We start from the raw sequence: 23,112 nt of genomic DNA, 5'->3' as shown, positions 1-23,112 counted from the left end.
CCCGAAAGGACCGAGCATGACAACACCGCCCGACCCGTACGCCGCACTACCCGAGCTGCCGTCCTTCAGCCTGACCTCGGACTCGGTGACCAACGGCCAGCCACTGCGCACCGCACAGGTCAGCGGGATCATGGGCGCGGGCGGACAGGACGCCAGCCCACAACTGAGCTGGTCGGGTTTTCCGAAGGAGACCCGCAGCTTCGCGGTCACCGTCTATGACCCCGACGCCCCGACGCTGTCCGGGTTCTGGCACTGGGCAGTGGCCAACCTGCCGGCCGAGGTGACCGAGCTGCCCGAAGACGCCGGCGCCGGCAAAGAGCTGCCCGGCGGCGCACTGACACTGGTCAACGACGCCGGTATGCGCCGCTATGTCGGCGCCGCGCCGCCGCCCGGGCACGGTGTGCACCGCTACTACGTGGCGGTGCATGCGGTGGACGTCGAGAAACTGGACTTGAGCGAAGACGCCAGCCCGGCGTTTCTCGGCTTCAACCTGTTCCAGCACGCGATCGCACGGGCGGTCATCTACGGCACCTACCAACAGACCTGAGAATTAAGGCAGGGACGTCGCGGTCCGTCCCCGCCCTCGGCTCCGAATGACACATGTGCCCCCACATCGTCGCGCCGCGCGTGCCTGTGTTCTCGTCCTGCCGGGCGGCAAGGTCCGCAGCGACGGCGCATCCAGGTGGTGGCAGCTGGCCAACCTGAGGATGATGTTCCTCACCCGGGCGTTGCGGCGTCGGCTGGGGCGCGACGTGCACGTGCGACGCGTTCAATACCGCGTGCGCGGCTGGAACAGTCCGCGCTTGGATGCCGTTCGCGACGGCTTGGCGGCGCTCGACGATGTGCGACAGCGGCTTGCACCCCAACACGTGGTGTTGGTAGGCCACTCGATGGGCGGCCGCGTTGCCGCGCAGCTGTCCGGTCGAGGCGACGTCGGGGCAGTGGTGGCCCTGGCGCCGTGGTGGATAGGCGGTGACGGCGACGTGATCCCTGCGCGGACCCGGCTCCTGGTCCTGCACGGCACCGCCGACACGTGGACCGACCCGGGCAGTTCGTGTACTCAGGCCACTCGAGCACGCCGCCGCGGGGTGGATGCCCAGTGGGTGGGAATCCACGGGGCAGGTCATTACATGGTGCGCTATTGGAGTGAGTGGCATTGGCGCACAACGGATTTCGTTGCCGACTATCTGTCGGACGGGCGGCGCTACAGCCCGGGCAAGCAGAACGGGAAATAGCAGGGGCTACCCGGAGGCTGAGCCTTCATGACCAGATCGACCAGCTTGACAACGGCCATGCTCAGCATCGCTTGCACCTCCGGCTGCTGATCCGCAGGCAGATTACGGGTACCCCGGTCCACGACGGTGACCTGCTGCTGTAACTGGGCTACGCGCTGCTGCGGCGTGAGGCTGTCCCAACTATCGTCCAGGTCGGAGATTTGCTGCAGCAGCTCTTGCACCTCCGACCTGGGGTCGGGTTCCATACGGGGGGCCGGCTGCAGCGGACGGACGCCGCTCGCCTGTGGTTTCGCCGTTAGCTCGGCGTGCGCCGGGCTTGCTGTCAGCAGCATGCCGGCCATCAGGCCGGCTGCCGCTATCGCTGTGATTTTCATGAATGTTCGTTTCTGTCGGCTAGGCATCGCTGTTGCCGGAAATAACACCTCGGTGGCGTTGCTACCGATCCCAACTTTCGACGATGCCGCCGGGCCAGGAGGTTGGACCACGAAGTGAGTCCTGTTGTGCTCACTTGCGCCCGTCGAGCTGAATGGCGAGACGGGCTTCGCGGACGTACCGCGGAGGCGCATCTGCGTGACCCGTGCCGGTAAATCGTCGCGTCTGCTTGTCACGGGAGCAACAATGTTGAGGTGCCCGTCCGGCACTCGGCCGGGCCCGAATAGCGTCGCCGAGAGCGCTTGGAGCATCGCATGGCAGATTCCGCTGACCGAGTCACCGTCGTGGTAGCCGACGATCACCCGGTAATGCGCCAAGGGGTCGTGCGCGCCCTCAAGTCCAGCGGGCGGGTGGAAGTCGTCGCCCAGGTGGCCGACGGCCGCGCGGCGCTGGATGCCATCCGGCAACTGCGGCCTGCGGTCGCACTTCTCGACTACAAGATGCCCGAGCTGGATGGTCTCGAGGTCACCCACGCGATAGCCCGCGACAGACTGCCCACCCGCGTGGTGCTGCTGAGCGCGTTTGATGACAGTCCCGTCGTATACAAGGCTCTGGCCGAGGGCGCCTCGGGATTCTTGACCAAGGAATCCGACAGCGACGAGATCGTGAACGCCGTGGTCAGATGCGCCGAAGGAGCCTCGTACCTGCCGGCCGGGATAGCCGGCGGGCTGGCTGGTGAGGTGACACGGCGGGGCCGGGGAGCGACGACCTTGCTGACCGAGCGTGAGGCCCAGGTGATCACGATGATGGCCGACGGGCTCTCGGTTCCGCAGATCGCGTCGCGACTTCACTTGGCGCGCAGCACGATCAAGACGCACGTGCACAGCCTTTACGAAAAACTTGGCGTTTCTGATCGGGGAGCGGCCGTCGCCGAGGCGATGCGGCGTCGACTGCTCGAATAGCCATCGGCGTCGGGGCCCGCGGCATGGGCGGGGTCTTGGCCTTCGGGTCGCTGGCGAAGGCGAGACGGCTGAGCGTCACCGCTCGGGCTGGCGTTCAGCACCGTTGAGACTGCCGATCGGTTCCGTGCGGTACCGTCGCCGGGCCGCTGGTCGCCGCCGGGCGTCGAAGCGGCACTTCCACGCGCAGGCGCGCGCCGACGGGTTCCTCGAGGATGGTCAACGTGCCGCCGGCGGCTTGGACCCGCGCCCGGTGTGAGGCAAGACCGATGTGTCCCTGAGCGAGACGACGCGCTGCGACGTCACCGGTTATCCCGATTCCGTCATCGGCCACGTCGATGCGGGCGACCTCGCCGTCGACTGTCAGTTTCACAGTCGCCGAGCTGGCCTGCGAATGACGGGCCACGTTGGACACCAATTCGCGGATCACCCCGAACAGGATCGGGTCGATCGCATTCGGCTCGGGGTAATCGATCTCCGTCGTGATCGCCATGCCCGAGCGGGCTGCCGTGACGGCGACCAGTTTCTCCACCGCGGCCGCCAGGCCGACCTGGTCGAGTAGCGCCGGGTGTAGCTCGAAGGTCGCCTCGCGCAGCAGCCGGGAAGCGTCCTGCAGGCTGGCCAGTGCCTGTTCGAGGGGTGCATCCGGGGACCTCTTGAGGAATCCGGCGATGTCGCGGCGGGCCGCGAGCACGTCCTGCAAGGGTCCGTCATGGATGAACTCCGAAATCTGCCGGCGCTCGGCCTGCGAGGCGTTCATGGTCTCGGCAAGTAGCGCTTCGCGCGAGGTCGTGAGTTCGGCCAGTTCGTCGATGTTGCGCAACCGGAAAATCACCACCAACAAGGCTGTGCCGCAAATGAATCCGTACACCAGCACTATCACCGCGGTCTCCCACGGGCCAATCCGGCGCATGATCATGGGATCTTGAAGAACCGATGCGGTAAAGACCGCGAAGGCGCAGGCCAGTACGACGCCGGCGCGCCGCAGCGACAACTCGACAGCCACCATGCGCGGCAGCAGCGCCATCACCAACAGCGGAATAAATCCGCCGGGTGAGAGCAGTTTGAAACCGAACACCGCGGCGACGTCCGTCAGCGCGAGGGTCAACAGGGCCCGGTCGTCGTTGAGCAGCTGACTCGTGCCGGCATAGGTCAGCAGCAGCGCGCCGATCGTCACGACGGCATAGACGCCCAGCAGCACGGCCTGCTCGGGCAATCGAGCCGGATCGGTGACGCTCGGCATTGCGCTGAACATGATGACGGCGACGCCGACGCGGAGTATCGACCCGCCCTGCAATGAGCGCAACCGTTGTTTGCGCAGAACCTTCTCGATATCTGTGTTGTTCATCGGCGACCTGGGCTTAATCGTTCGGATCGTTGGGGCCGTTAGCGCTTTACCTTATTGCCGGATGCTGCGGATCGGATAGCGTCCATGCCGCGAATGCATTGGGTGACCGGATGCGTGCCGACTACGCCCGCTGAGGCGGCACCCGTCGCCCTTGGCTCCGCGGGTCCAGCCCCCGCCGTTACGGCACAAAGATGTCGTTGAAAACTCCCGAGAGGTTGATGCCAACATTTCCGATGCCCGAGTCGAATGCGGCCTGTGTCAGATCCACGGTGCTCGTGTTGAAAAAGCCGGACATGGTGTTGCCCAGGTTCGCAAAACCCGATACCAGCCCGCCGTAGTTGAGGTAGCCCGAGTTTCCGGTTCCCCCGGCGTTGCCCAGGCCTGACGAGTCCGCGACAGCGTTTGCCAGCCCCGACACCGCCCCGGGTGCGGAATTGAAAAGTCCCGAGGCGCCGCCCCCGCCGGAGTTGAAGAAGCCCGACGACGGGTCGGTGGTCGAATTGAAGAACCCCGGACTCTGCTGGTAAGCGAAGCCGAAGGTGTAGGGACCCAGCGTTCCGCTGCCGGGCAGATCAAATGTTTGGGTGATGGTGTCGTCTATGGCGGTTGGCGTGAGCAACGTGTACGGACCGAGTGCCCAACCGCCCACGCTGCCGTCGTACACGGTTGTGGTGATGGTGGTGCAGTACCCCAGGAAGCAGATGGTCTGCTGCAGTTGGACCTTTATGGGGATGCTGGAAATGTGGAACTCCTCTTGGGTAATTTCGTTGACGTTGCCGCTAATCGGTATCTCGATGGGCGCAGTCACGTCGTAGTGCCACGGGATTTCGGGAATGGTCGACGAGTAGGAAATGGTAATCAAGCCCTGGTAATCGCCCCGCCACAAGAAGCCGTTGCTGTAGTTGCCCGAAATGAAGGCGCCGGTGTCGACGTTGCCCGAGTTCGCAATGCCCGTGTTGGAGTTGCCGATGTTGGCCAGGCCGGTGTTGTAGCTGCCCGGGTTGAACAGGCCGGTGTTGGCGTTGCCCGGGTTGAAGCTGCCGGTGTTGTTGGCGCCGGTGTTGTAGCTGCCGGTGTTGATGCTGCCCGCGTTGGCGATGCCGGTGTTGGCTAGGCCGGCGTTGAACCAGCCGGTGTTGGTGCTGCCCGTGTTGCCGATGCCGGTGTTGTAGCTGCCGGAGTTGCCGATGCCCCAGTTGCCGGTGCCGGAGTTGGCGATGCCGACGTTGTCGGCGCCGGAGTTGAACAGGCCGATGTTGCCGCTGCCGGAGTTCAGCGCGCCGAACCCGACCTGGCCGTCGCCACTGAGCCCGATGCCGATGTTGCCGTTGCCGGTGTTGCCGAAGCCGATGTTGCCGTCGCCGGTGTTGCCCGCGCCGACGTTGTGGTTGCCGGTGTTGGCGAGACCGACGTTGTGGACGGCGGGCGTTAGCGAGGGGCCGGTGTTGGCGAACCCGATATTGGCGCTGCCGATATTGCCGCTGCCGAGGTTGGTACCGCCGAGGTTGCCGCTGCCGACGTTGAGGTCGCCGACATTTCCGCTGCCCAGGTTGTAGCCGCCGATGTTGGCGCTGCCCAGATTGACGTCGCCGATGTTGGCGAAGCCCACGTTCCCGGCGCCAATGTTTGCCAGGCCCGCGTTGAAGGCCGTCGCGGTGGGGCCGTCACGAAGCACCCCGGCGAGGTCGGTGCCGATGCTGGCAATACCGGAGACATTGGCCGGCGATTCGAGGCCCACGGTGCCGGTGTTGTACAGGCCGGAGATGGTGTTGCCGAAGTTAGCCACGCCCGACTGCAGTGACCCGTAGTTGAGGTAGCCCGAGTTTCCCGCGATTGCGTTCGAGACGTTCCATAGGCCGGAATTGTTGGCGCCGAAGTTGGCGAAGCCCGATGCGCTGCCGGCTCCGGCGTTGAAGAAGCCCGACGACGGGCTGGTGGTCGAGTTTCCGAACCCGGGCGCCGCGGGCACGTCGACGATCGGGATGCTGATGGGGCCCAGACCGCCGGTGCCAGTGATGTTGATCACCGTCGTGCCGTCGGGGTTACCCACGTTGAGCGCCACCGCCGGTTGGTCGCCGAAGCTAATCACGATGGGGTCTCCGGTCTGCGCACCGTAGACACTGACGGGGCCGATGGAGCCGACGACTTTGCCGCCGATGCCGTCGTCCAAGCCGCTGAACGAGACCTTGGGAATGGTGACCGCATTGATCTCGATGTCGGTGATGCTGATGGTGATCGGTACGTCGACGGGGATCGCAACATTGAAGAATGCGGGGATTTCGGGAACGGTGATCGCGTAGTAAGCGCCGATCAGGCCCTGGCTGTCGCCGCGCCACCACCAGCCGTTGTCCATGTTGCCGGTGTTGAAGGCGCCGGTGTTGATGTTGCCGGTGTTGGCGAGGCCGGTGTTGTAGCTGCCGGGGTTGAACAGGCCGGTGTTGGTGTTGCCGGGGTTGAAGCTGCCGGTGTTGGTGGCGCCGGTGTTGTAGCTGCCGGTGTTGTAGTTGCCGGTGTTGGCGATGCCGGTGTTGGCCAGGCCGGTGTTGAACCAGCCGGTGTTGGTGTTGCCGGCGTTGGCCAGGCCGGTGTTGTGGTTGCCGGAGTTGGCGATGCCCCAGTTGCCGGTGCCGGAGTTGGCGATGCCCCAGTTGCCGGTGCCGGAGTTGGCGATGCCGACGTTGTCGGTGCCGGAGTTGAACAGGCCGGTGTTGCCGCTGCCGGAGTTCAGCGCGCCGAACCCGGTCTGGCCGTCGCCGCTGAGCCCGATGCCGATGTTGCCGTTGCCGGTGTTGCCGAAGCCGATGTTGCCGTCGCCGGTGTTGCCCGCGCCAATGTTATGGCTGCCGGTGTTGCCGAGGCCGAGATTGCCGTCACCGTTGTGGGCGAAGCCGATATTGCCGTTGCCGATATTGCCGCTACCGAGGTTGGTGCTGCCGAGGTTGCCGCTGCCGACGTTGAGGTCACCGACGTTGCCGCCACCCAGGTTGATGTTGCCGGTGTTGCCGAAGCCCATGTTGAGTTGGCCCGCATTTGCCATGCCCAGATTGAGGACGCGCCCGGCCGGGATCGTGCTGTTGTGGAACACGCCGGCCAGGTTGGTGCCGGTGTTGGCGTAGCCGGAGAGGTTGCCCGGCGCCGTGAGCCCCTGGGTGCTGGTGTTGTAGACACCTGAGACGGTGTTGCCCCAATTGGCCAGGCCCGATTCAAGGGAGCCGACGTTGCGGTAACCCGAGACGCCCGCGCCGCCGAGGTTTCGCAAGCCCGACGTGTCGGCGCCGGCGTTGCCGAAGCCCGATGCGCTGCCGGTGCCGGAGTTGAAGAACCCCGACGACGGGCTGGCTGTCGAGTTTCCGAAACCCGGGGCCGCCGGGATGTCGATGAACGTGATATCGATGGGGCCCAGGGCGCTGGTGATGGTGATGGGTATCGACGTGTCGGGCCCGCCGATGAGGGCGTCGACCGCGAGCCCATTACCGCTGAGGGCCGGAATGGATATGGTGCCGAAGGTGATGCTGAGATAGGACGAGCCCAGGACGCTGACGGTAATCGGTTGAATGGCGAACGGGTTGACGAGAATATTCGCCGCATCCAAGTTTATCGGAATATTGATCGGAATATCTATACCCATATTCAGGACCGGGAATTCGGGGATATAGATCCCGGCGTGGAAGCCATATAGACCCTGGTAATCGCCACGCCAGAAAAAGCCGTTGCTGTAATTGCCGGCGATGAAGGCGCCGGTGTCGACATTGCCGGTGTTGGCCAGGCCGGTGTTGTAGTCGCCGGTGTTCGCCACACCGGTGTTGTAGTCGCCGGTATTCGCCAGGCCGGTGTTGGTGCTGCCGGTGTTGTAGCTGCCGGTGTTGTAGCTGCCGGGGTTCGCGATACCCGTGTTGGTGCTGCCGGTGTTGTAGGCGCCCGAGTTGTCGGCGCCGGCGTTGGCAATGCCGGTGTTGCCGGTGCCCGGATTCCAAAGACCGGTGTCGTGGCGGCCGGCGTTGGCGACGCCGGTGTTGGCGGTGCCGGAATTCCCGATGCCGATGTTGCCGGTGCCCGAGTTTGCGATGCCGATGTTTCCGTTTCCGGAGTTCAACAGGCCGACATTTCCGGTGCCGGAGTTGAACAAGCCGATGTTGTCGCTGCCCGAGTTCAGCGCGCCGATCCCGACCTTGCCATTGCCGGTGAGCCCGATGCCGATGTTGTTGCTGCCGGTGTTCGCAAAGCCGATATTGAGGTCGCCGGTGTTCGCGAAGCCGGCATTTCCGTCGCCCGCGTTCGCAACGCCCAGGTTGTGATCGCCCACGTTGGCCGGGCCCACGTTGTCGTTGCCCAGATTTCCGGAGCCGAAATTGTCCAGCCCATGGCTGCCGAAGCCGACATTGAAGCTGCCGATGTTTGCGCCACCGACGTTGTGGGTGCCGACGTTTCCGCTGCCCACGTTGAGGTTGCCGACGTTTCCGCTGCCCACGTTGAGGCTGCCGTCGTTGGCGAACCCAAGGTTGGAGACGGCGGAATTGCCGAAGAAACCCGCGACGTCGGAGCCGACATTGGCGACGCCGGAGACATTGGCCGGTGTCCCGAGGTCCAGGGTGCTGGTATTGAGCAAACCCGACACGGTGTTGCCAAAGTTCGCCATGCCCGAGACCAGGTCGCCCACATTCTTGTAGCCCGAGATCCCCGAGTTTCCGGAGGCGTTGAAGAAGCCGGAGTTGTTGGGGCCGACGTTGGCCAATCCCGACGAGCTGCCGGCACCGGAGTTGAAGAACCCCGACGACGGGAGCACGGTCGAGTTCCCGAAGCCCGGCGCTGGCGGAATGTCGATGACCGGAATCGCGATGGGGCCGATGCCGCCGGTACCGGTGATGTCGATCGCGGTGGTCGGACCGCCGATGGTGGTCGCTAATGGCGGCAGGGAGACGACGATATCCGAGACCGTGAGGGGGCCAACGCTGATGGCCTGGGTGGTTCCGGCATCCAGCACGGTGATGTCGGCGGTGTACTTGGGAATGGTGAAACCCTCAATGGTCAGGATGCCGAATGTCGCGCTGATCGGAATATCGATGGGGATTTCCACGTCAAGGTTCACCGGAATGGCGGTGTCGGGAATATAGATCGTGTAGTTGTAGCCGAGCAGGCCCTGGTAATCGCCCCGCCAGAGGATGCCGTTGTCGTAACTTCCGGAATTGAACAAGCCGGTGTCGACATTGCCCGAGTTGGCCAATCCCGTGTTGTAGCTACCGGTGTTCGAGTAACCCGTGTTGTAGGAGCCCGGGTTGAAGCCGGCGGTGTTGAAGCTGCCGGCGTTGAAGCTGCCCGAATTGTAGTCGCCCGTGTTGCCGATACCCGAGTTGACGTTGCCCGCATTCCAGAGCCCCGTATTGACCATTCCGGAATTGCCGAAGCCTGTGTTGGTGCTGCCGCTGTTACCGATGCCCCAGTTCCCGGTGCCCGAGTTGGCGATGCCGACGTTTCCGGTGCCGGAGTTGAACAGGCCGGCATTGTCGGTGCCGGAGTTGAACAAGCCGGTGTTGCCGCTGCCCGAGTTCAGCGCGCCGATCCCGACTTTGCCGTTGCCGGTGAGCCCGATGCCGATGTTGTTGCTGCCGGTGTTGGCAAGACCGATATTGCCGTCGCCGGTGTTGGCAAGGCCGATATTGGCGTTGCCGGCGTTCGCGAAACCGCGGTTGTCGTCGCCGAAGTTTGCCGGGCCGAAGTTGTCGTTGCCGAGGTTTGCGGAGCCGATGTTATGCAGGCCGTGGCTGCCGAAACCGACGTTGACGTTGCCGATATTTGCGCCTCCGACGTTGTGGTTGCCGACGTTGGCGCTGCCGACGTTGAGGTCCCCGACGTTTCCGCTGCCGAGGTTGTAGTCGCCGATGTTTCCGAAGCCCACGTTCAACGTACCGACGTTGCCGAACCCCACGTTGAAGGTCGACATCGCGGCCGCGCTGTCGCGGTAGAGCCCGGAGAGGTTGGCGCCGATATTGGCCACGCCCGAGACATTTGCCGGCGTCGCGAGGTCCAGGGTGCTCGTGTTCAGCAAGCCCGACACCGTGTTGCCCAGGTTCGCCATGCCCGATACCAGGTCGCCGACGTTCTTGTAACCCGAGCTGCCCGAGGAGGCGTTGAGCAAACCCGAGTTGTCGGCGCCGAAGTTGGCGAAGCCCGATGCGGTGCCCGTGCCGGCATTGAAGAACCCCGACGACGGGCTGGTGGTCGAGTTGCCGAATCCCGGGGCGCCGCCGATGTCGATGATCGTCCAGTCGGCGGGGCCGAGGCTGGCGGACACGGGGATGACGATCGCCGTCGAACCGTCGGGACTCCCGATCTGGATTGCCGGCGCGGGGCCGGTGGCCGAAATCGGCGGAATGGTCAGCGAATTGACCGTGCCCTGCAAGACCGGGATGGGACCGAGTGTGACGGTGGTGCCGAACGGGATGTCGTCGATCGTTATCCCGTGGTAGACGGTGGTGGTGAAACTCGCCTTGATGGGGATGTCGATCGGAATGGTTGCGACCACGTTCAGCGGGATTTCGGGAACGGTGATCGCGTAGTAAGCGCCGATCAGGCCCTGGCTGTCGCCGCGCCACCACCAGCCGTTGTCCATGTTGCCGGTGTTGAAGGCGCCGGTGTTGATGTTGCCGGTGTTGGCGAGGCCGGTGTTGTAGCTGCCGGGGTTGAACAGGCCGGTGTTGGTGTTGCCGGGGTTGAAGCTGCCGGTGTTGGTGGCGCCGGTGTTGTAGCTGCCGGTGTTGTAGTTGCCGGTGTTGGCGATGCCGGTGTTGGCCAGGCCGGTGTTGAACCAGCCGGTGTTGGTGTTGCCGGCGTTGGCCAGGCCGGTGTTGTGGTTGCCGGAGTTGGCGATGCCCCAGTTGCCGGTGCCGGAGTTGGCGATGCCGACGTTGTCGGTGCCGGAGTTGAACAGGCCGGTGTTGCCGCTGCCGGAGTTCAGCGCGCCGAACCCGGTCTGGCCGTCGCCGCTGAGCCCGATGCCGATGTTGCCGTTGCCGGTGTTGCCGAAGCCGATGTTGCCGTCGCCGGTGTTGCCCGCGCCGATGTTGTGGCTGCCGGTGTTGCCGAGGCCGAGATTGCCGTCACCGTTGTGGGCGAAGCCGATATTGCCGTTGCCGATATTGCCGCTACCGAGGTTGGTGCTGCCGAGGTTGCCGCTGCCCAGGTTCAGGTTGCCGACGTTGCCGCTGCCCAGGTTGTAGTCCCCGGTATTGCCGAAGCCGACGTTCAACGCTCCGATGTTTGCCAGGCCTGCGTTGAACACCGTCCCGGTCGCGCTGTCGCGCAGCACACCGGCCAGATTGGTGCCGGTGTTGGCGTAGCCGGAAAGGTTGCCCGGTGCTGTGAGCCCTTGGGTGCCGGTGTTATAGACGCCCGAGATGGTGTTGCCCCAATTGGCCAGGCCCGATTCCAGGGAGCCGACATTGCGGTAACCCGAGACGCCCCCGCTGCCGACCGACAGGTTGCGGAACCCCGACGTGTCGGCGCCGGCGTTGCCGAAGCCCGATGCGCTGCCGGTGCCGGAGTTGAAGAACCCCGACGACGGGCTGGCTGTCGAGTTTCCGAAACCCGGGGCCGCCGGGATGTCGATGATCTGGATCGTCCCGCCCTGTAAGGCGCCGATGACCGTGGCATCGATGGACGTAGCCGGCCCGCCGATGTCGATGGTCACCGTGGGACCGGTCACCGTGGATGACGAGATGCTGACAGGTCCCAGATAGAAGTCGCCGTCGAGGAAGTATGTCTTGGGATAGGTGTAGCCCGGGATGGTGTATTCCTGGCCGCCGACGACCATTGTTTGATTGATGGGATTAACGGACTCGACGTCGATGGGGACGGTGGGAATATCGATGGCCAGATGGGCGCTGATCTGGCCCTGGTTGTCGCCGGTAACGAATAAGCCGTTACTGTAGTTTCCGGTGTTGAAAGCGCCGGTGTCGACATTTCCCGAGTTGAAGTAGCCGGTGTCGTAATTGCCGGGATTGAATCCGCCCGTATTGTGCTGACCCGTGTTGTAGCTGCCGGTATTGGTGCTGCCCGCGTTGACGAAACCGGTGTTATAGCTGCCCGCGTTGCTCACACCCGTGTTGGTGCTGCCCGCGTTGACGACACCCGTGTTCAAGCTGCCGCTGTTGTCGATGCCGGTATTTCCGGTGCCGGTGTTCCCGATGCCCCAATTTCCGGTGCCCGAGTTTCCGATGCCGATATTGCCGGTGCCCGAGTTGAACAGGCCGATATTGCCGGTGCCCGAGTTGAACAAACCGATGTTGGCGCTGCCCGAGTTGAGCGCACCGAACCCGACTTCGCCGTTTCCGGACAGCCCGACTCCGATGTTGTTGCTTCCGGTATTGGCAAAACCGACATTGAAGTCGCCGGCGTTGGCGAAGCCAATATTGGAGCTACCGGCGTTCCAGAAGCCCCGATTGTGGGCGCCGATGTTTCCCGGGCCGATGTTGTAGTCGCCCAGATTTCCGGAGCCGAAGTTGTCGATACCGATGCTTGCGAAGCCGAGATTGCCGTCGCCGATGTTGCCGTTGCCGATGTTGGTGCTACCAATGTTGCCGCTGCCGAGGTTGGTGTCGCCGACATTTCCCCTGCCGATGTTGCTGTTGCCGACGTTGCCGCTGCCGAAGTTGGAGTCGCCGATGTTGGCGTTGCCGATGTTCGCGCCCCCGTGGTTGGCGAAGCCGAGGTTCAGCGACGACGGGCCGCCGCGCAAGCCCGACAGGTCGCTGCCGGTGTTGAGGACACCGGAGACAACGGCCGGCACGGCGACATCCAGCAGGCTTTCGTTGAACACGCCTGAGACAGTGTTGCCCGAGTTCACCACGCCCGATTCCAGCGCGCCGGTGTTGTAATAGCCCGAGATCCCGACGTCCGATGCGTTGAAGAAGCCCGAATTGTTGGCGCCGGAATTGGCGATACCCGATGCGCTACCGGAACCGGTGTTGAAAAAGCCCGACGACGGCATGTCGGTGGAGTTGCCGAAACCCGGAGCCATCAGGCCCTGATAATTTCCTCGCCACAACAGGCCGTTGCTGTAATCGCCCGAGATCAATGCGCCGGTGTCGGCGTTGCCAGTATTCGCCACACCGGTGTTGTAGTTGCCCCTGTTCAACAAGCCGGTGTTGTAGCTGCCGCCGTTGTACCCGCCTGTATTGGTGCTACCCGGGTTGTAGCTACCCGTGTTGTAGTTGCCTGCGTTCGCGACACCGGTATTGGCTACACCCGAGTTGAACACGCCGGTGTTTGCTTCACCCGAGTTGCCGATGCCGGTGTTGTAGCTGTTGCCCGAGTTGCCAATGCCCCAGTTTCCGGTGCCCGAGTTTCCGATGCCGACGTTTCCGGTGCCCGAGTTGAACAGGCCGACGTTGCCGGTGCCCGAGTTCAGCCCGCCGAGACCGGCCCGGCCGTCCCCGGTCAGCCCGATACCGATATTTCCGTCGCCGGTGTTGCCGAAGCCGATGTTTGCGTTACCCGTGTTGCCGAAGCCGATGTTGGTGCTGCCCGTATTGCCCCACCCGATATTGCGGCTGGCCGCGGTCAGCGATGGACCGGTGTTGCCGAACCCGAGGTTGGTGCTGCCGACATTTCCGCTGCCGATATTGGCGCTGCCGATGTTTGCCGAACCGATATTGAAGCTGCCGATGTTCCCATTGCCGACGTTTCCGCTGCCCGCATTGGCGAATCCCAGGTTCAAGCCCGCCCTACCGAGCGGGTCGACGACGGCCTGGGCCGGGCCGGCGAAGCTCGTACCGGCCAACCCCGCTCCGGCCCCTGGTCCGGGCAGGCCCGCCAGCGCCTGCAGCGTCGAGGGAAATGGGGTCAGCACCGCGGCGACCGCCGACGCCTCGGCGTGGTAGCCGAACATTGCGGCTACATCCTGGGCCCACATCTGCTCATACTCGGCCTCGGCGGCTGCGATCGCCGGGGCGCTTTGGCCCAACACGTTCCAGGCCACGAGCCGTAGCAGCCGGGCCCTGTTGACCGAGATGATGGCCGGATGCACCGTCGCCGCTCGCGCAGCCTCGAACGCGGCCGCCGCTAACCGGGCTTGAGAGGCTGCCTGCTCGGCCTGCACTGCCGCCGCGTTCAACCAGCCCACATAGGTCGCGGCCGCGTCGGCCATCGCCGCCGACGCCGGGCCCTGCCACGCCGAACCGGCCAGCGCGGAGGTCTGCGATGCGAATGCGAATGCCGATGAGCCCAGCTCGGCGGCTAACCCTTGCCAGGCCGCCGCTGTCGCCAGCATCGGCGCCGATCCCGCGCCGGCAAACATCCGCGCGGAATTGTGCTCCGGCGGTAGCCCCGCGAAATCCATCACATCTCCTTAAGCCGAAGCAGATGGCGGCGCCGCACCGGCGGGTGGTCTGGTGGTATCTCTGCGGGCCGGTGGTGTCTTGGCCGAGATTGGTCAGCGGCGTCGGGCGGTATCACCGCAATTCATAGTGAATATCGGGCAATCTGCAACTGGCCCCTCGTTCGACCGCCGCCTGGTGCGGTGCTGATTACGGCGTCGCGTCCGGACTGGTACGTGTCTTGAACAATGCAGCGCCACAATATGTTTCGATGATCGGCGCCGTCTCGTCGAATCCCTTGCCGGGAGTCGCGGCTGCGCTGTCCTCCCCCAATAGGGGGAGAAAATTTCAACCCCCGAATCCGCCTTTCGGCCGAGGGCACTGCGGCCCGAATCGGGCGATGGTGATCGGTGGAGTACTGGCTCGGTGGCCAAAGGCGCTCGGACAAAGGGGATCGAAGTGATGTCGTTCGTGTTGGCTAGCCCGGAGGTATTGGCCGCGGCAGCGGCTGACGTGGTACGGATCGGTTCGGTGCTGCGTTCAGCAAATGCGGCGGCGGCGACCCCGACGATCGCGGTGTCGGCCCCGGGTGCCGATGAAGTCTCGGCGGCGGTGGCGTCGCTGTTTGCCGGGCATGGCCAGGCCTACCAGCGCCTGAGCGCTCACCTGACGGCGTATCACGACCAGTTCGTGCGGACCCTCCAGTCGAGTGCGGACGCCTATGCCGGTGCCGAAGCCGCCAACGCGGCGCCTTTGCAAAGCGCGGGGCAGGGTCTGCTCAACCTGATCAATGCGCCCACCGAGGCGTTGCTGGGACGTCCGTTGGTCGGTAACGGCGCCGACGGGGCCAGCGGGCCGGTGGGGCAGCCGGGCCAGTCGGGCGGGATCTTGTACGGCGATGGCGGAAACGGTGGTAACAGCGGCGCTCCCGGAGCGGCGGGGGGCGCCGGCGGGTCGGCCGGGCTGATCGGCAACGGCGGCGCGGGCGGCACTGGCGGGGCCGGGGCCTTGGGTGGAAATGGCGGCAACGGCGGTCTGATTTATGGCAATGGCGGGCCCGGTGGAGGCGGCGGAACCGGTGCTGTTGGTGGTGCCGGTGGTGCCGCACTGCTGCTGGGTAACGGCGGAGCGGGAGGGGCCGGCGGAGCTGGTGGCGCAGGAGGCGCCGGCGGTAACGCTCTGCTACTGGGTAGTGGTGGTGATGGCGGTGCGGGCGGCGCGGCTGCTGCTGGCATCAACGGCGGCAATGCCGGGCGCGGAGGCGATGGCGGCTACGCCGGTCTATGGGGTAACGGCGGCAATGGCGGGCATGGCGGAGCGGGTGCAACCGGGATGAACGGAGCCAATCCCAGCGCCAATGGCGCTGCGGCGTCCGGTGGAACTGCCGGCACGTCTGTGAGCGTCACCAACCCTACAGATGCCTGGGCCACCGGTACGGACGGCGGAACGGGGGGCATCGGTGGTACCGGCTGGGCGGGTGGCACTGGTGGCCAAGGTGGCAACGCTCATGCCAGCAGCACCGACACCCACGGCGGCCAAAACAGCGTCAGCGCCCAAGGCGGCAACGGTGGTCAAGGAGGCATCGCAGGGGCCGGCGGAGCCGGCGGAGCCGGCGGGGCCGGCGGAGCCGCGACCGCCACGAGCAGCAACACCAACAACCTGCCTAACACCGTCGAAGCCACCGGCGGCAAAGGCGGTAATGGAGCCGCCGGCGGAGCGCCAGGCGGCGCGGGAGGCAGCGGCGGACCCGGCGGCAACGCAACTTCCAGCACCCAATCGGTCGATATCAACAGGGCCATCGGCGGCAGAGGCGGCAACGGCGGTGACGGCGCGATCGGCGCTACCGGTGGCACGGGCGGAGCTGGCGGCACCGGCGGCAACGGAGGTCACGGCGGGCTGTTGGTCGGCAACGGCGGCAGCGGCGGCGCCGGCGGGACAGGCGGCACCGGCGGGGTCGGCGACTTCGGCGGCGTCGGCGGTAACGGTGGCAGCGGGGGCACGAGCAATACCGCGACTGCCGGTAATGGCGGCGACGCCGGCGACGGCGGAACCGGCGGAATCGGCGGGACCGGCGGGATCGGGGGCAGCGGCGGTAACGGCGGCGCCGGCGGGCTACTCGCCGGCAGTGGAGGCGTTGGCGGTGCCGGAGGGGTCGGCGGCGACGGAGGCGGCGGCGGCACGGGCGGCAACGGAGGCGACGGCGGCGCAAGCGGTGGCACTGGTGGTCAGGTCGGCCTCAGGGGTGATGGAGGCGCTGGCGGCACGGGCGGTGCCTCGGGCATGGGCGGAAGCGGCGGCAGCGGCGGAACAGGTGGTGTCCTGAGCGGTGCCGCGGGCAGCGGCGGCGCAGTCGGTGAAAGCGGCACCGCGGGCGGTGAAGGAATGCGCGGCATGCCGGGCGCTGGCCGGGTGGCATAGCGCGGAGGTCTGCGATGCGAATGCGAATGCCGATGAGCCCAGCTCGGCGGCTAACCCTTGCCAGGCCGCCGCTGTCGCCAGCATCGGCGCCGATCCCGCGCCGGCAAACATCCGCGCGGAATTGTGCTCCGGCGGTAGCCCCGCGAAATCCATCACATCTCCTTAAGCCGAAGCAGATGGCGGCGCCGCACCGGCGGGTGGTCTGGTGGTATCTCTGCGGGCCGGTGGTGTCTTGGCCGAGATTGGTCAGCGGCGCCGGGCGGTATCACCGCAATTCATAGTGAATATCGGGCAATCTGCAACTGGCCCCTCGTTCGACCGCCGCCTGGTGCGGTGCTGATTACGGCGTCGCGTCCGGACTGGTACGTGTCTTGAACAATGCAGCGCCACAATATGTTTCGATGATCGGCGCCGTCTCGTCGAATCCCTTGCCGGGAGTCGCGGCTGCGCTGTCCTCCCCCAATAGGGGGAGAAAATTTCAACCCCCGAATCCGCCTTTCGGCCGAGGGCACTGCGGCCCGAATCGGGCGATGGTGATCGGTGGAGTACTGGCTCGGTGGCCAAAGGCGCTCGGACAAAGGGGATCGAAGTGATGTCGTTCGTGTTGGCTAGCCCGGAGGTATTGGCCGCGGCAGCGGCTGACGTGGTACGGATCGGTTCGGTGCTGCGTTCAGCAAATGCGGCGGCGGCGACCCCGACGATCGCGGTGTCGGCCCCGGGTGCCGATGAAGTCTCGGCGGCGGTGGCGTCGCTGTTTGCCGGGCATGGCCAGGCCTACCAGCGCCTGAGCGCTCACCTGACGGCGTATCACGACCAGTTCGTGCGGACCCTCCAGTCGAGTGCGGACGCCTATGCCGGTGCCGAAGCCGCCAACGCGGCGCCTTTGCAAAGCGCGGGGCAGGGTCTGCTCAACCTGATCAATGCGCCCACCGAGGCGTTGCTGGGACGTCCGTTGGTCGGTAACGGCGCCGACGGGGCCAGCGGGCCGGTGGGGCAGCCGGGCCAGTCGGGCGGGATCTTGTACGGCGATGGCGGAAACGGTGGTAACAGCGGCGCTCCCGGAGCGGCGGGGGGCGCCGGCGGGTCGGCCGGGCTGATCGGCAACGGCGGCGCGGGCGGCACTGGCGGGGCCGGGGCGGCCGGTGGGACGGGTGGTCGTGGCGGGTGGTGGGCCGGTTCGGGGGGTGCCGGCGGACTCGGCGGTGTGGGCGGCGGTGACGGCGGCCACGGCGGCTATGCCCCGCTATTCGGAAACGGCGGCCAGGGCGGCGCCGGCGGCAGCGACGCCGGCGGGAACGGCGGCCACGGCGGTACCGGCGGTCGCGGCGGCGTGGTGTTCGGTTCCGGCGGGTCGGGCGGCGCCGGTGGGGCGGGCGGCGTGGCCGGTGGCGCCGGCGGCGACGGGGGGAACGCGGCGTTGATCGGCCTCGGTGGTGCCGGTGGTGCCGGCGGCGACGGCACCAGCGGTATGGCCGGGGTGGCCGGTGGCGCGGGGGGTGCCGGCGGTACCGGCGGAAACGGTGGCGTCTTCGGGTTCGGCGGTCACGGCGGTGCCGGCGGCGACGGCGGCGCCGGTGGCGCGGGCGAGGCGGCTCTCGCCGGTCAGCAGGGCGGCATGGGCGCCAGCGGTGGTGCCGCCGGTGCGGGCGGGGCCGGAGGTCGCGCGATCATCGGACTCGCCGGCGACGGTGGCCACGGTGGCTCCGGCGGTGCCGGCGGTATCGGCGGGGCGGGCGGCAACGCCGTTACCTTGGGCGCTCAAGGCGGACAAGGCGGCACCGGGGGCACCGGCGGAGCAGCCGGCGCGGGTGGTGCGGCCGGAGGATTCGGCGGCAGCGCGGGCAGCACCGGCAAAGGCGGTGTCGGCGGCCACGGCGGCACCGGCGGCACCGGAGGCGCCGGCCAAGCCGGCGCCAGCGACCCGAGCGCGCCCACCGCCGGCCTGCAGGGTGGTCAAGGCGGCGACGGCGGTCTAGGCGGCGCCGGCGGTGCGGGTGTTGGCGGGGTCGGCGGCGGCGCCGGCGGGCAGGGCGGTGTTGGCGGAGCGGGCGGCCACGGCGGTGCCGGCGGCGCCAATACCGGAAGCAGCGCCGGCAGCGGCGCCGCAGGTGGCCAAGGCGGTACCGGCGGTGCTGCCGGGGCCGGTGGCTCCGGGACCGACGGCGGGGCGGCCGGGGCGACCGGCACCGGTGGACAAGGCGGCACCGGCGGCACCGGTGGCCGCGGGGCCAGCGGTCTGGCCGGCACCTCCGGCGTCTCGCCCACCGGCGGTGGCCAGGGCGGCCAAGGCGGCGACGGTGGCCAAGGCGGCGCCGGCGGTGCGGGCATTGGCGGGATCGGGGGAGGTGCCGGCGGCCAGGGTGGCGTCGGGGGGCACGGCGGCGCCGGCGGCACCGGCGGCGCCAATACCGGCAACAGCGGCGGCAGCGGGGCTGATGGCGGCCAGGGCGGCATCGGTGGCGCGGCGGGGGCAGCCGGTTCCGGGACCGACGGCGGGGCGGCCGGCGCGGCCGGCACCGGCGGGCAGGGCGGCGCCGGTGGTACCGGTGGTGCCGGCGGCACCGGCGCACCCGCCGCGACCCGCTCCGACACCGGCGCCGCAGGCGGTCACGGCGGCAACGGTGGTGCCGGTGGCCAGGGCGGCGCGGGTAACGGAGGTATCAACGGCTCCGGGGGAGCCGGTGGCGACGGCGGCCACGGGGGCCAGGGCGGCACCGGTTACGCCGACGACGGAACCAACGGCGCCACCGCCGGCGGTACGGGTGGTACCGGTGGCACGGGCGGGACCGGCGGTGCGGCCGGCACGGGTGGCGCCGGCGGCAGCGCCGGTGCGGCCGGCGACGGCGGCGACGGCGGCCGGGGTGGTCAGGGCGGCGTCAGCACCACCCTCGGCGACACCGCCGGTCAAGGGGGCCAGGGCGGTCAAGGCGGCCAGGGTGGCCAGGGCGCGCTCGGTCCGGCGTCGGGCGTCGGCCACACCGGCGGCCAGGGTGGCCAGGGCGGCCAAGGCGGCCAGGGCGGTAACGCCGCCAACGGCGCCAACAACGGCGCCGGCGGCCGGGGCGGTGACGGCGGCGCCGGTGGCACCGGCGGGTCGGGCTACCACGACGACGGCGCCGACAACGCCGGCACCGGCGGCACCGGCGGGGCAGGGGGACAAGGGGGTGCCGGCGGCACGACGGGCACCGGCGGCCTCCCGGGACAGAATGTCGGCCAGGGCGGCCACGGCGGCGCCGGCGGCCAAGGAGGTCAGGGAGGGGCCACCACCATCGGTGGTCACACCGCCGGCGACGGCGGGCAGGGCGGACAGGGTGGCCAAGGCGGCGACGGGGCCAATGGCGTGCGGCCCAACGTCGCCAACACCGGCGGCCTGGGCGGTCAAGGCGGTGCCGGCGGCCAGGGCGGCGACGGCGGCAGCGCCGTCGCCGGAGCGACCAATGGCAGCGGCGGCCACGGCGGTCAGGGCGGTCGCGGCGGCACCGGAGGCGCCGGCTACAACGACGACGGTGGCTACGACGCCACCGACGGCGGTGCCGGAGGTACCGGCGGCCAGGGCGGCGCCGGGGGTGCAGCGGGTATGGGCGGCACCGGTGGCGCGGCGGGCGCCGCGGGCACCGGTGGCACCGGCGGCAGCGGCGGTGACGGCGGCGCCGGCAAGGCGGCCAGAGCCAGCGGGTCGCCCTTCGACGGTGGCTGGGGCGCGGCGGGCGGCGCCGGCGGACAAGGCGGCGCCGGGGGCGCGGGAGTGGGCGGAGTCGGTGGCGGCCAAGGCGGGCAGGGCGGCGTCGGTGGACACGGTGGCGCCGGTGGCGCCGGCGGCAACAACACCGGAACCAGCAGCGGTACCGGCGGCGCGGGCGGTCAAGGAGGTACCGGTGGCGCCGCGGGTGCCGGCGGTGCCGGTGCCGACGGCGGCGCGGCCGGCGCGAACGGCACTGCCGGGGACGGCGGGGACGGGGGTGCCGGTGGCAAGGGTGGCGCCGGTCAATCCGGCGCGTCGGGTACCTCGCCTACCGACGGCAGTCCGGGTGGCCAGGGCGGCGCGGGCGGTCAGGGCGGCGCCGGCGGTGCAGGTATCGCCGGGGTCGGCGGCGGCCAAGGTGGCCAGGGCGGCGCCGGCGGCCAAGGGGGCGTCGGCGGTGCCGGCGGCACCAACACCGGAACCAGCGGCGGCGACGGCGCCAACGGCGGCCAGGGCGGCGTCGGCGGGGCGGCCGGCGCGGGCGGCTCTGCCACCGACGGCGGCGCCATCGGCGCGAACGGTGCCGGCGGCAAGGGCGGAGCCGGCGGCGCCGGCGGCAACGGCGGAGGCGGCCAAGCCGGCACCTCCGGCGCCTCGCCTACCGCCGGTGGCCAGGGCGGCACCGGCGGCACCGGTGGTCGGGGCGGTGACGGCGGTGCGGGCATCGGCGGGGTCGGCGGCGGCCAAGGTGGCCAGGGCGGCGCCGGCGGCCAAGGGGGCGTCGGCGGCACCGGCGGCACCGACACCGGGACCAGTGGCGGTGACGGCGCCGACGGCGGTAAAGGCGGAACCGGAGGCCTCTCCGGCAGCGGCGGCTCCGGGACCGATGGCGGTCTGAACGGTGCGGACGGCATCGGCGGCAAGGGCGGCACCGGGGGTGCCGGCGGCAACGGCGGCACCGGTCAGGCCGGCACATCGGGCAGCGTTCCGACCGTCGGCGAGACGGGCGGTAGGGGTGGCGCCGGCGGGCAGGGCGGTGACGGCGGCGCGGCTCCCGGCAACATCTTCGGCGGCCAAGGTGGTCAGGGCGGCGTCGGCGGCCAAGGCGGCGCCGGTGGCGCCGGCGGCACGAACACCGGAGCCAGCGGTGGCTCTGGGGCCGACGGTGGTCAAGGCGGCGCGGGCGGCGCCGCGGGCGCCGGCGGCGTTGGGAGCGGTAACGGCGCGCACGGGGCGATCGGCACCGGCGGCAGGGGCGGCACCGGCGGCGCCGGTGGCAACGGCGGCACCGGTCAGGCCGGCACGTCCGGCAGCGTTCCTACCGCCGGTGGCCAGGGCGGTGGCGGCGGCGCCGGCGGCCAGGGCGGTGCCGGCGGTGCGGGCATCGGCGGGGTCGGCGGTGGTCAAGGAGGCCAAGGCGGGCTCGGTGGCAACGGCGGCACCGGTGGCGCCGGTGGCACGAACACCGGTACCGGGATCGACGCAGCGGGCGCCAATGGTGGCAAAGGCGGCACCGGCGGAGCCGCCGGAGCTGCCGGCTCCGGAACCGATGGCGGGGCGGCCGGGGCGATCGGCGCCGGCGGCAAAGGCGGCGCCGGCGGCACCGGCGGTAACGGGGGCAGCGGCCAAGCCGGCAGCTCCGGCACCACCCCGACCGCCGGCGGTCAGGGCGGCCGTGGCGGCGCCGGCGGCCAGGGCGGTGACGGCGGTGCGGGCATCGGGGGAGTCGGCGGCGGTCAAGGTGGCCAGGGCGGCATCGGCGGCCAAGGCGGTACCGGCGGGGCGGGCGGCAACAACACCGGGACGGGGCTCAACGCCGCCGGCGCCGACGGCGGCAAGGGCGGCACGGGTGGCGTCGCCGGAGCTGCGGGCTCCGGAACCGATGGCGGCGCCGCCGGTGCGGTCGGCACGGGCGGCAAAGGCGGAACCGGCGGGGCGGGCGGCGCGGGCGGCGCCGGCCAGGCCGGCACGTCCAGCCCCTCGCCGACCGCCGGTGGCCAGGGCGGCGCCGGCGGCCGAGGCGGTCAGGGCGGTGACGGCGGCGCGGGCATCATCGGCGGCATCGGCGGCGGCCAAGGCGGCACCGGGGGCGCCGGTGGCCAAGGCGGCACCGGTGGCGCCGGCGGCAACAACACCAGCAGCAGTACCGCCAACGGAGCAGCCGGTGGCCGGGGCGGTAGTGGCGGAACCGCCGGAACCGGAGGGGTCGGCGGAGACGGCGGCGGCACCGGCGGCATCGGCGGGCAAGGCGGGGCCGGCGGCACCGGCGGCACCGGCGGCTCCGGCAGCGTCAGCGGAACCGGCGGTGGCGGCGGTGCCGGCGGCACCGCGGGCACCGGCGGGGTCGGCGGGGCCGGCGCCTCCAACGGCATCGGCAACGCCGGCAACGGCGGCACCGGTGGGACGGGCGGCACTGGCGGCACCGGCGGCCACGGTGGGTTCGGAAACGGCACCAAGAACAGCGCGGGCGCAGGCGGCAAGGGCGGCGACGCCGCTGTCGGCGGCGTCGGCGGAGTCGGCGGCAATGCAGTGATCGGCGTCGGCGGTACCGGCGGCACTGGTGGCACCGGCGGCAATGGTGGCACCGGCGGTGACGGCGGTGGCGGATTCGGAAGCGTCGGCACCAGTGGCGGCGGCGGAAGCGCGGGCGCGGCGCCGCTGGGTTCCACGGGCGGGGCGGGTGGCGGTGGCGGCTCCGCCGGCACCGGCGGGGCCGGTGCTCCCGCCCGATCACCCTTCTAGTCGCCACTGGCAGCGGCTGAAACGGCGCCGGGCCATCGCTGTTAGC

Annotated in this window: 8 protein-coding genes and 1 pseudogene; 5 read left to right on the top strand and 4 right to left on the bottom strand. The window is 69.1% G+C overall.

The annotated features are described in order from the left end of the window. The first annotated feature begins 16 nt into the window (after nucleotides 1-16). Together MKAN_RS02375 and MKAN_RS02370 are read left to right on the top strand one after the other, a co-directional pair. Complete coding sequence (locus tag MKAN_RS02375) at nucleotides 17-547, top strand: YbhB/YbcL family Raf kinase inhibitor-like protein (RefSeq protein WP_023364727.1); 531 nt, start codon at nucleotides 17-19, stop codon at nucleotides 545-547. A 55-nt stretch (nucleotides 548-602) separates the two neighbouring features. Continuing rightward, nucleotides 603-1,235 carry an alpha/beta hydrolase gene (locus MKAN_RS02370; RefSeq protein ID WP_036393485.1) on the top strand — a complete coding sequence of 211 codons (633 nt, stop codon included), beginning with the start codon at nucleotides 603-605 and terminating at the stop codon, nucleotides 1,233-1,235. On the opposite strand, the gene MKAN_RS02365 is transcribed toward MKAN_RS02370, so the two are convergent. Continuing rightward, nucleotides 1,205-1,609: a hypothetical protein gene (locus MKAN_RS02365; RefSeq protein WP_023364725.1), complete on the bottom strand. Its 405-nt coding sequence runs from the start codon at nucleotides 1,607-1,609 to the stop codon at nucleotides 1,205-1,207. The two genes, MKAN_RS02370 and MKAN_RS02365, sit on opposite strands and share 31 nt — an antisense overlap. 312 nt (nucleotides 1,610-1,921) lie before the next feature. Here MKAN_RS02365 and MKAN_RS02360 point away from each other — a divergent pair, with 312 nt between their 5' ends. Next, entirely contained in the window at nucleotides 1,922-2,569 is a 648-nt protein-coding gene (locus MKAN_RS02360; RefSeq protein WP_023364724.1) for a response regulator transcription factor, read from the top strand. A 94-nt stretch (nucleotides 2,570-2,663) separates the two neighbouring features. Here the strand turns inward: MKAN_RS02360 and MKAN_RS02355 are convergent, their stop codons facing one another. After that, nucleotides 2,664-3,914, bottom strand: coding sequence for a sensor histidine kinase (locus tag MKAN_RS02355; RefSeq protein ID WP_023364723.1), 1,251 nt, complete (start codon nucleotides 3,912-3,914; stop codon nucleotides 2,664-2,666). Between the two features lie 178 nt (nucleotides 3,915-4,092). Continuing rightward, nucleotides 4,093-14,247 carry a PPE family protein gene (locus MKAN_RS02350; RefSeq protein ID WP_023364722.1) on the bottom strand — a complete coding sequence of 3,385 codons (10,155 nt, stop codon included), beginning with the start codon at nucleotides 14,245-14,247 and terminating at the stop codon, nucleotides 4,093-4,095. Nucleotides 14,248-14,686: 439 nt separating this feature from the next. Between MKAN_RS02350 and MKAN_RS32870 the strand changes: the two genes are divergently transcribed. Then, nucleotides 14,687-16,642 carry a PE family protein gene (locus MKAN_RS32870; RefSeq protein WP_023364721.1) on the top strand — a complete coding sequence of 652 codons (1,956 nt, stop codon included), beginning with the start codon at nucleotides 14,687-14,689 and terminating at the stop codon, nucleotides 16,640-16,642. On the opposite strand, the pseudogene MKAN_RS32865 reads toward MKAN_RS32870, so the two are convergent. After that, nucleotides 16,547-16,753, bottom strand: a pseudogene (locus MKAN_RS32865) (PPE domain-containing protein); the annotation flags it as partial. The gene MKAN_RS32870 and the pseudogene MKAN_RS32865 overlap by 96 nt on opposite strands. Nucleotides 16,754-17,234: 481 nt before the next feature. Between MKAN_RS32865 and MKAN_RS02340 the strand changes: the two are divergent. Further along, nucleotides 17,235-23,066 (top strand): PE family protein, encoded by a 5,832-nt coding sequence (locus MKAN_RS02340; protein WP_023364720.1) that lies wholly within the window; start codon nucleotides 17,235-17,237, stop codon nucleotides 23,064-23,066. Nucleotides 23,067-23,112 lie beyond the last annotated feature (46 nt).

It is taken from the genome of Mycobacterium kansasii ATCC 12478, assembly GCF_000157895.3.
In the GTDB taxonomy this organism is placed as follows: domain Bacteria; phylum Actinomycetota; class Actinomycetes; order Mycobacteriales; family Mycobacteriaceae; genus Mycobacterium; species Mycobacterium kansasii.
The sequence above is the reverse complement of the archived record's forward strand: the minus strand, read 5'-3'. Positions and strand labels throughout refer to the sequence as shown.

Coding starts and splice junctions, on each gene's coding strand:
- MKAN_RS02375 (WP_023364727.1), top strand. CDS start 17: ATGACAACACCGCCCGACCCGTACGCCGCACTACCCGAGCTGCCGTCC.
- MKAN_RS02350 (WP_023364722.1), bottom strand. CDS start 14,247: ATGGATTTCGCGGGGCTACCGCCGGAGCACAATTCCGCGCGGATGTTT.
- MKAN_RS02355 (WP_023364723.1), bottom strand. CDS start 3,914: ATGAACAACACAGATATCGAGAAGGTTCTGCGCAAACAACGGTTGCGC.
- MKAN_RS02365 (WP_023364725.1), bottom strand. CDS start 1,609: ATGAAAATCACAGCGATAGCGGCAGCCGGCCTGATGGCCGGCATGCTG.
- MKAN_RS32870 (WP_023364721.1), top strand. CDS start 14,687: ATGTCGTTCGTGTTGGCTAGCCCGGAGGTATTGGCCGCGGCAGCGGCT.
- MKAN_RS02360 (WP_023364724.1), top strand. CDS start 1,922: ATGGCAGATTCCGCTGACCGAGTCACCGTCGTGGTAGCCGACGATCAC.
- MKAN_RS02340 (WP_023364720.1), top strand. CDS start 17,235: ATGTCGTTCGTGTTGGCTAGCCCGGAGGTATTGGCCGCGGCAGCGGCT.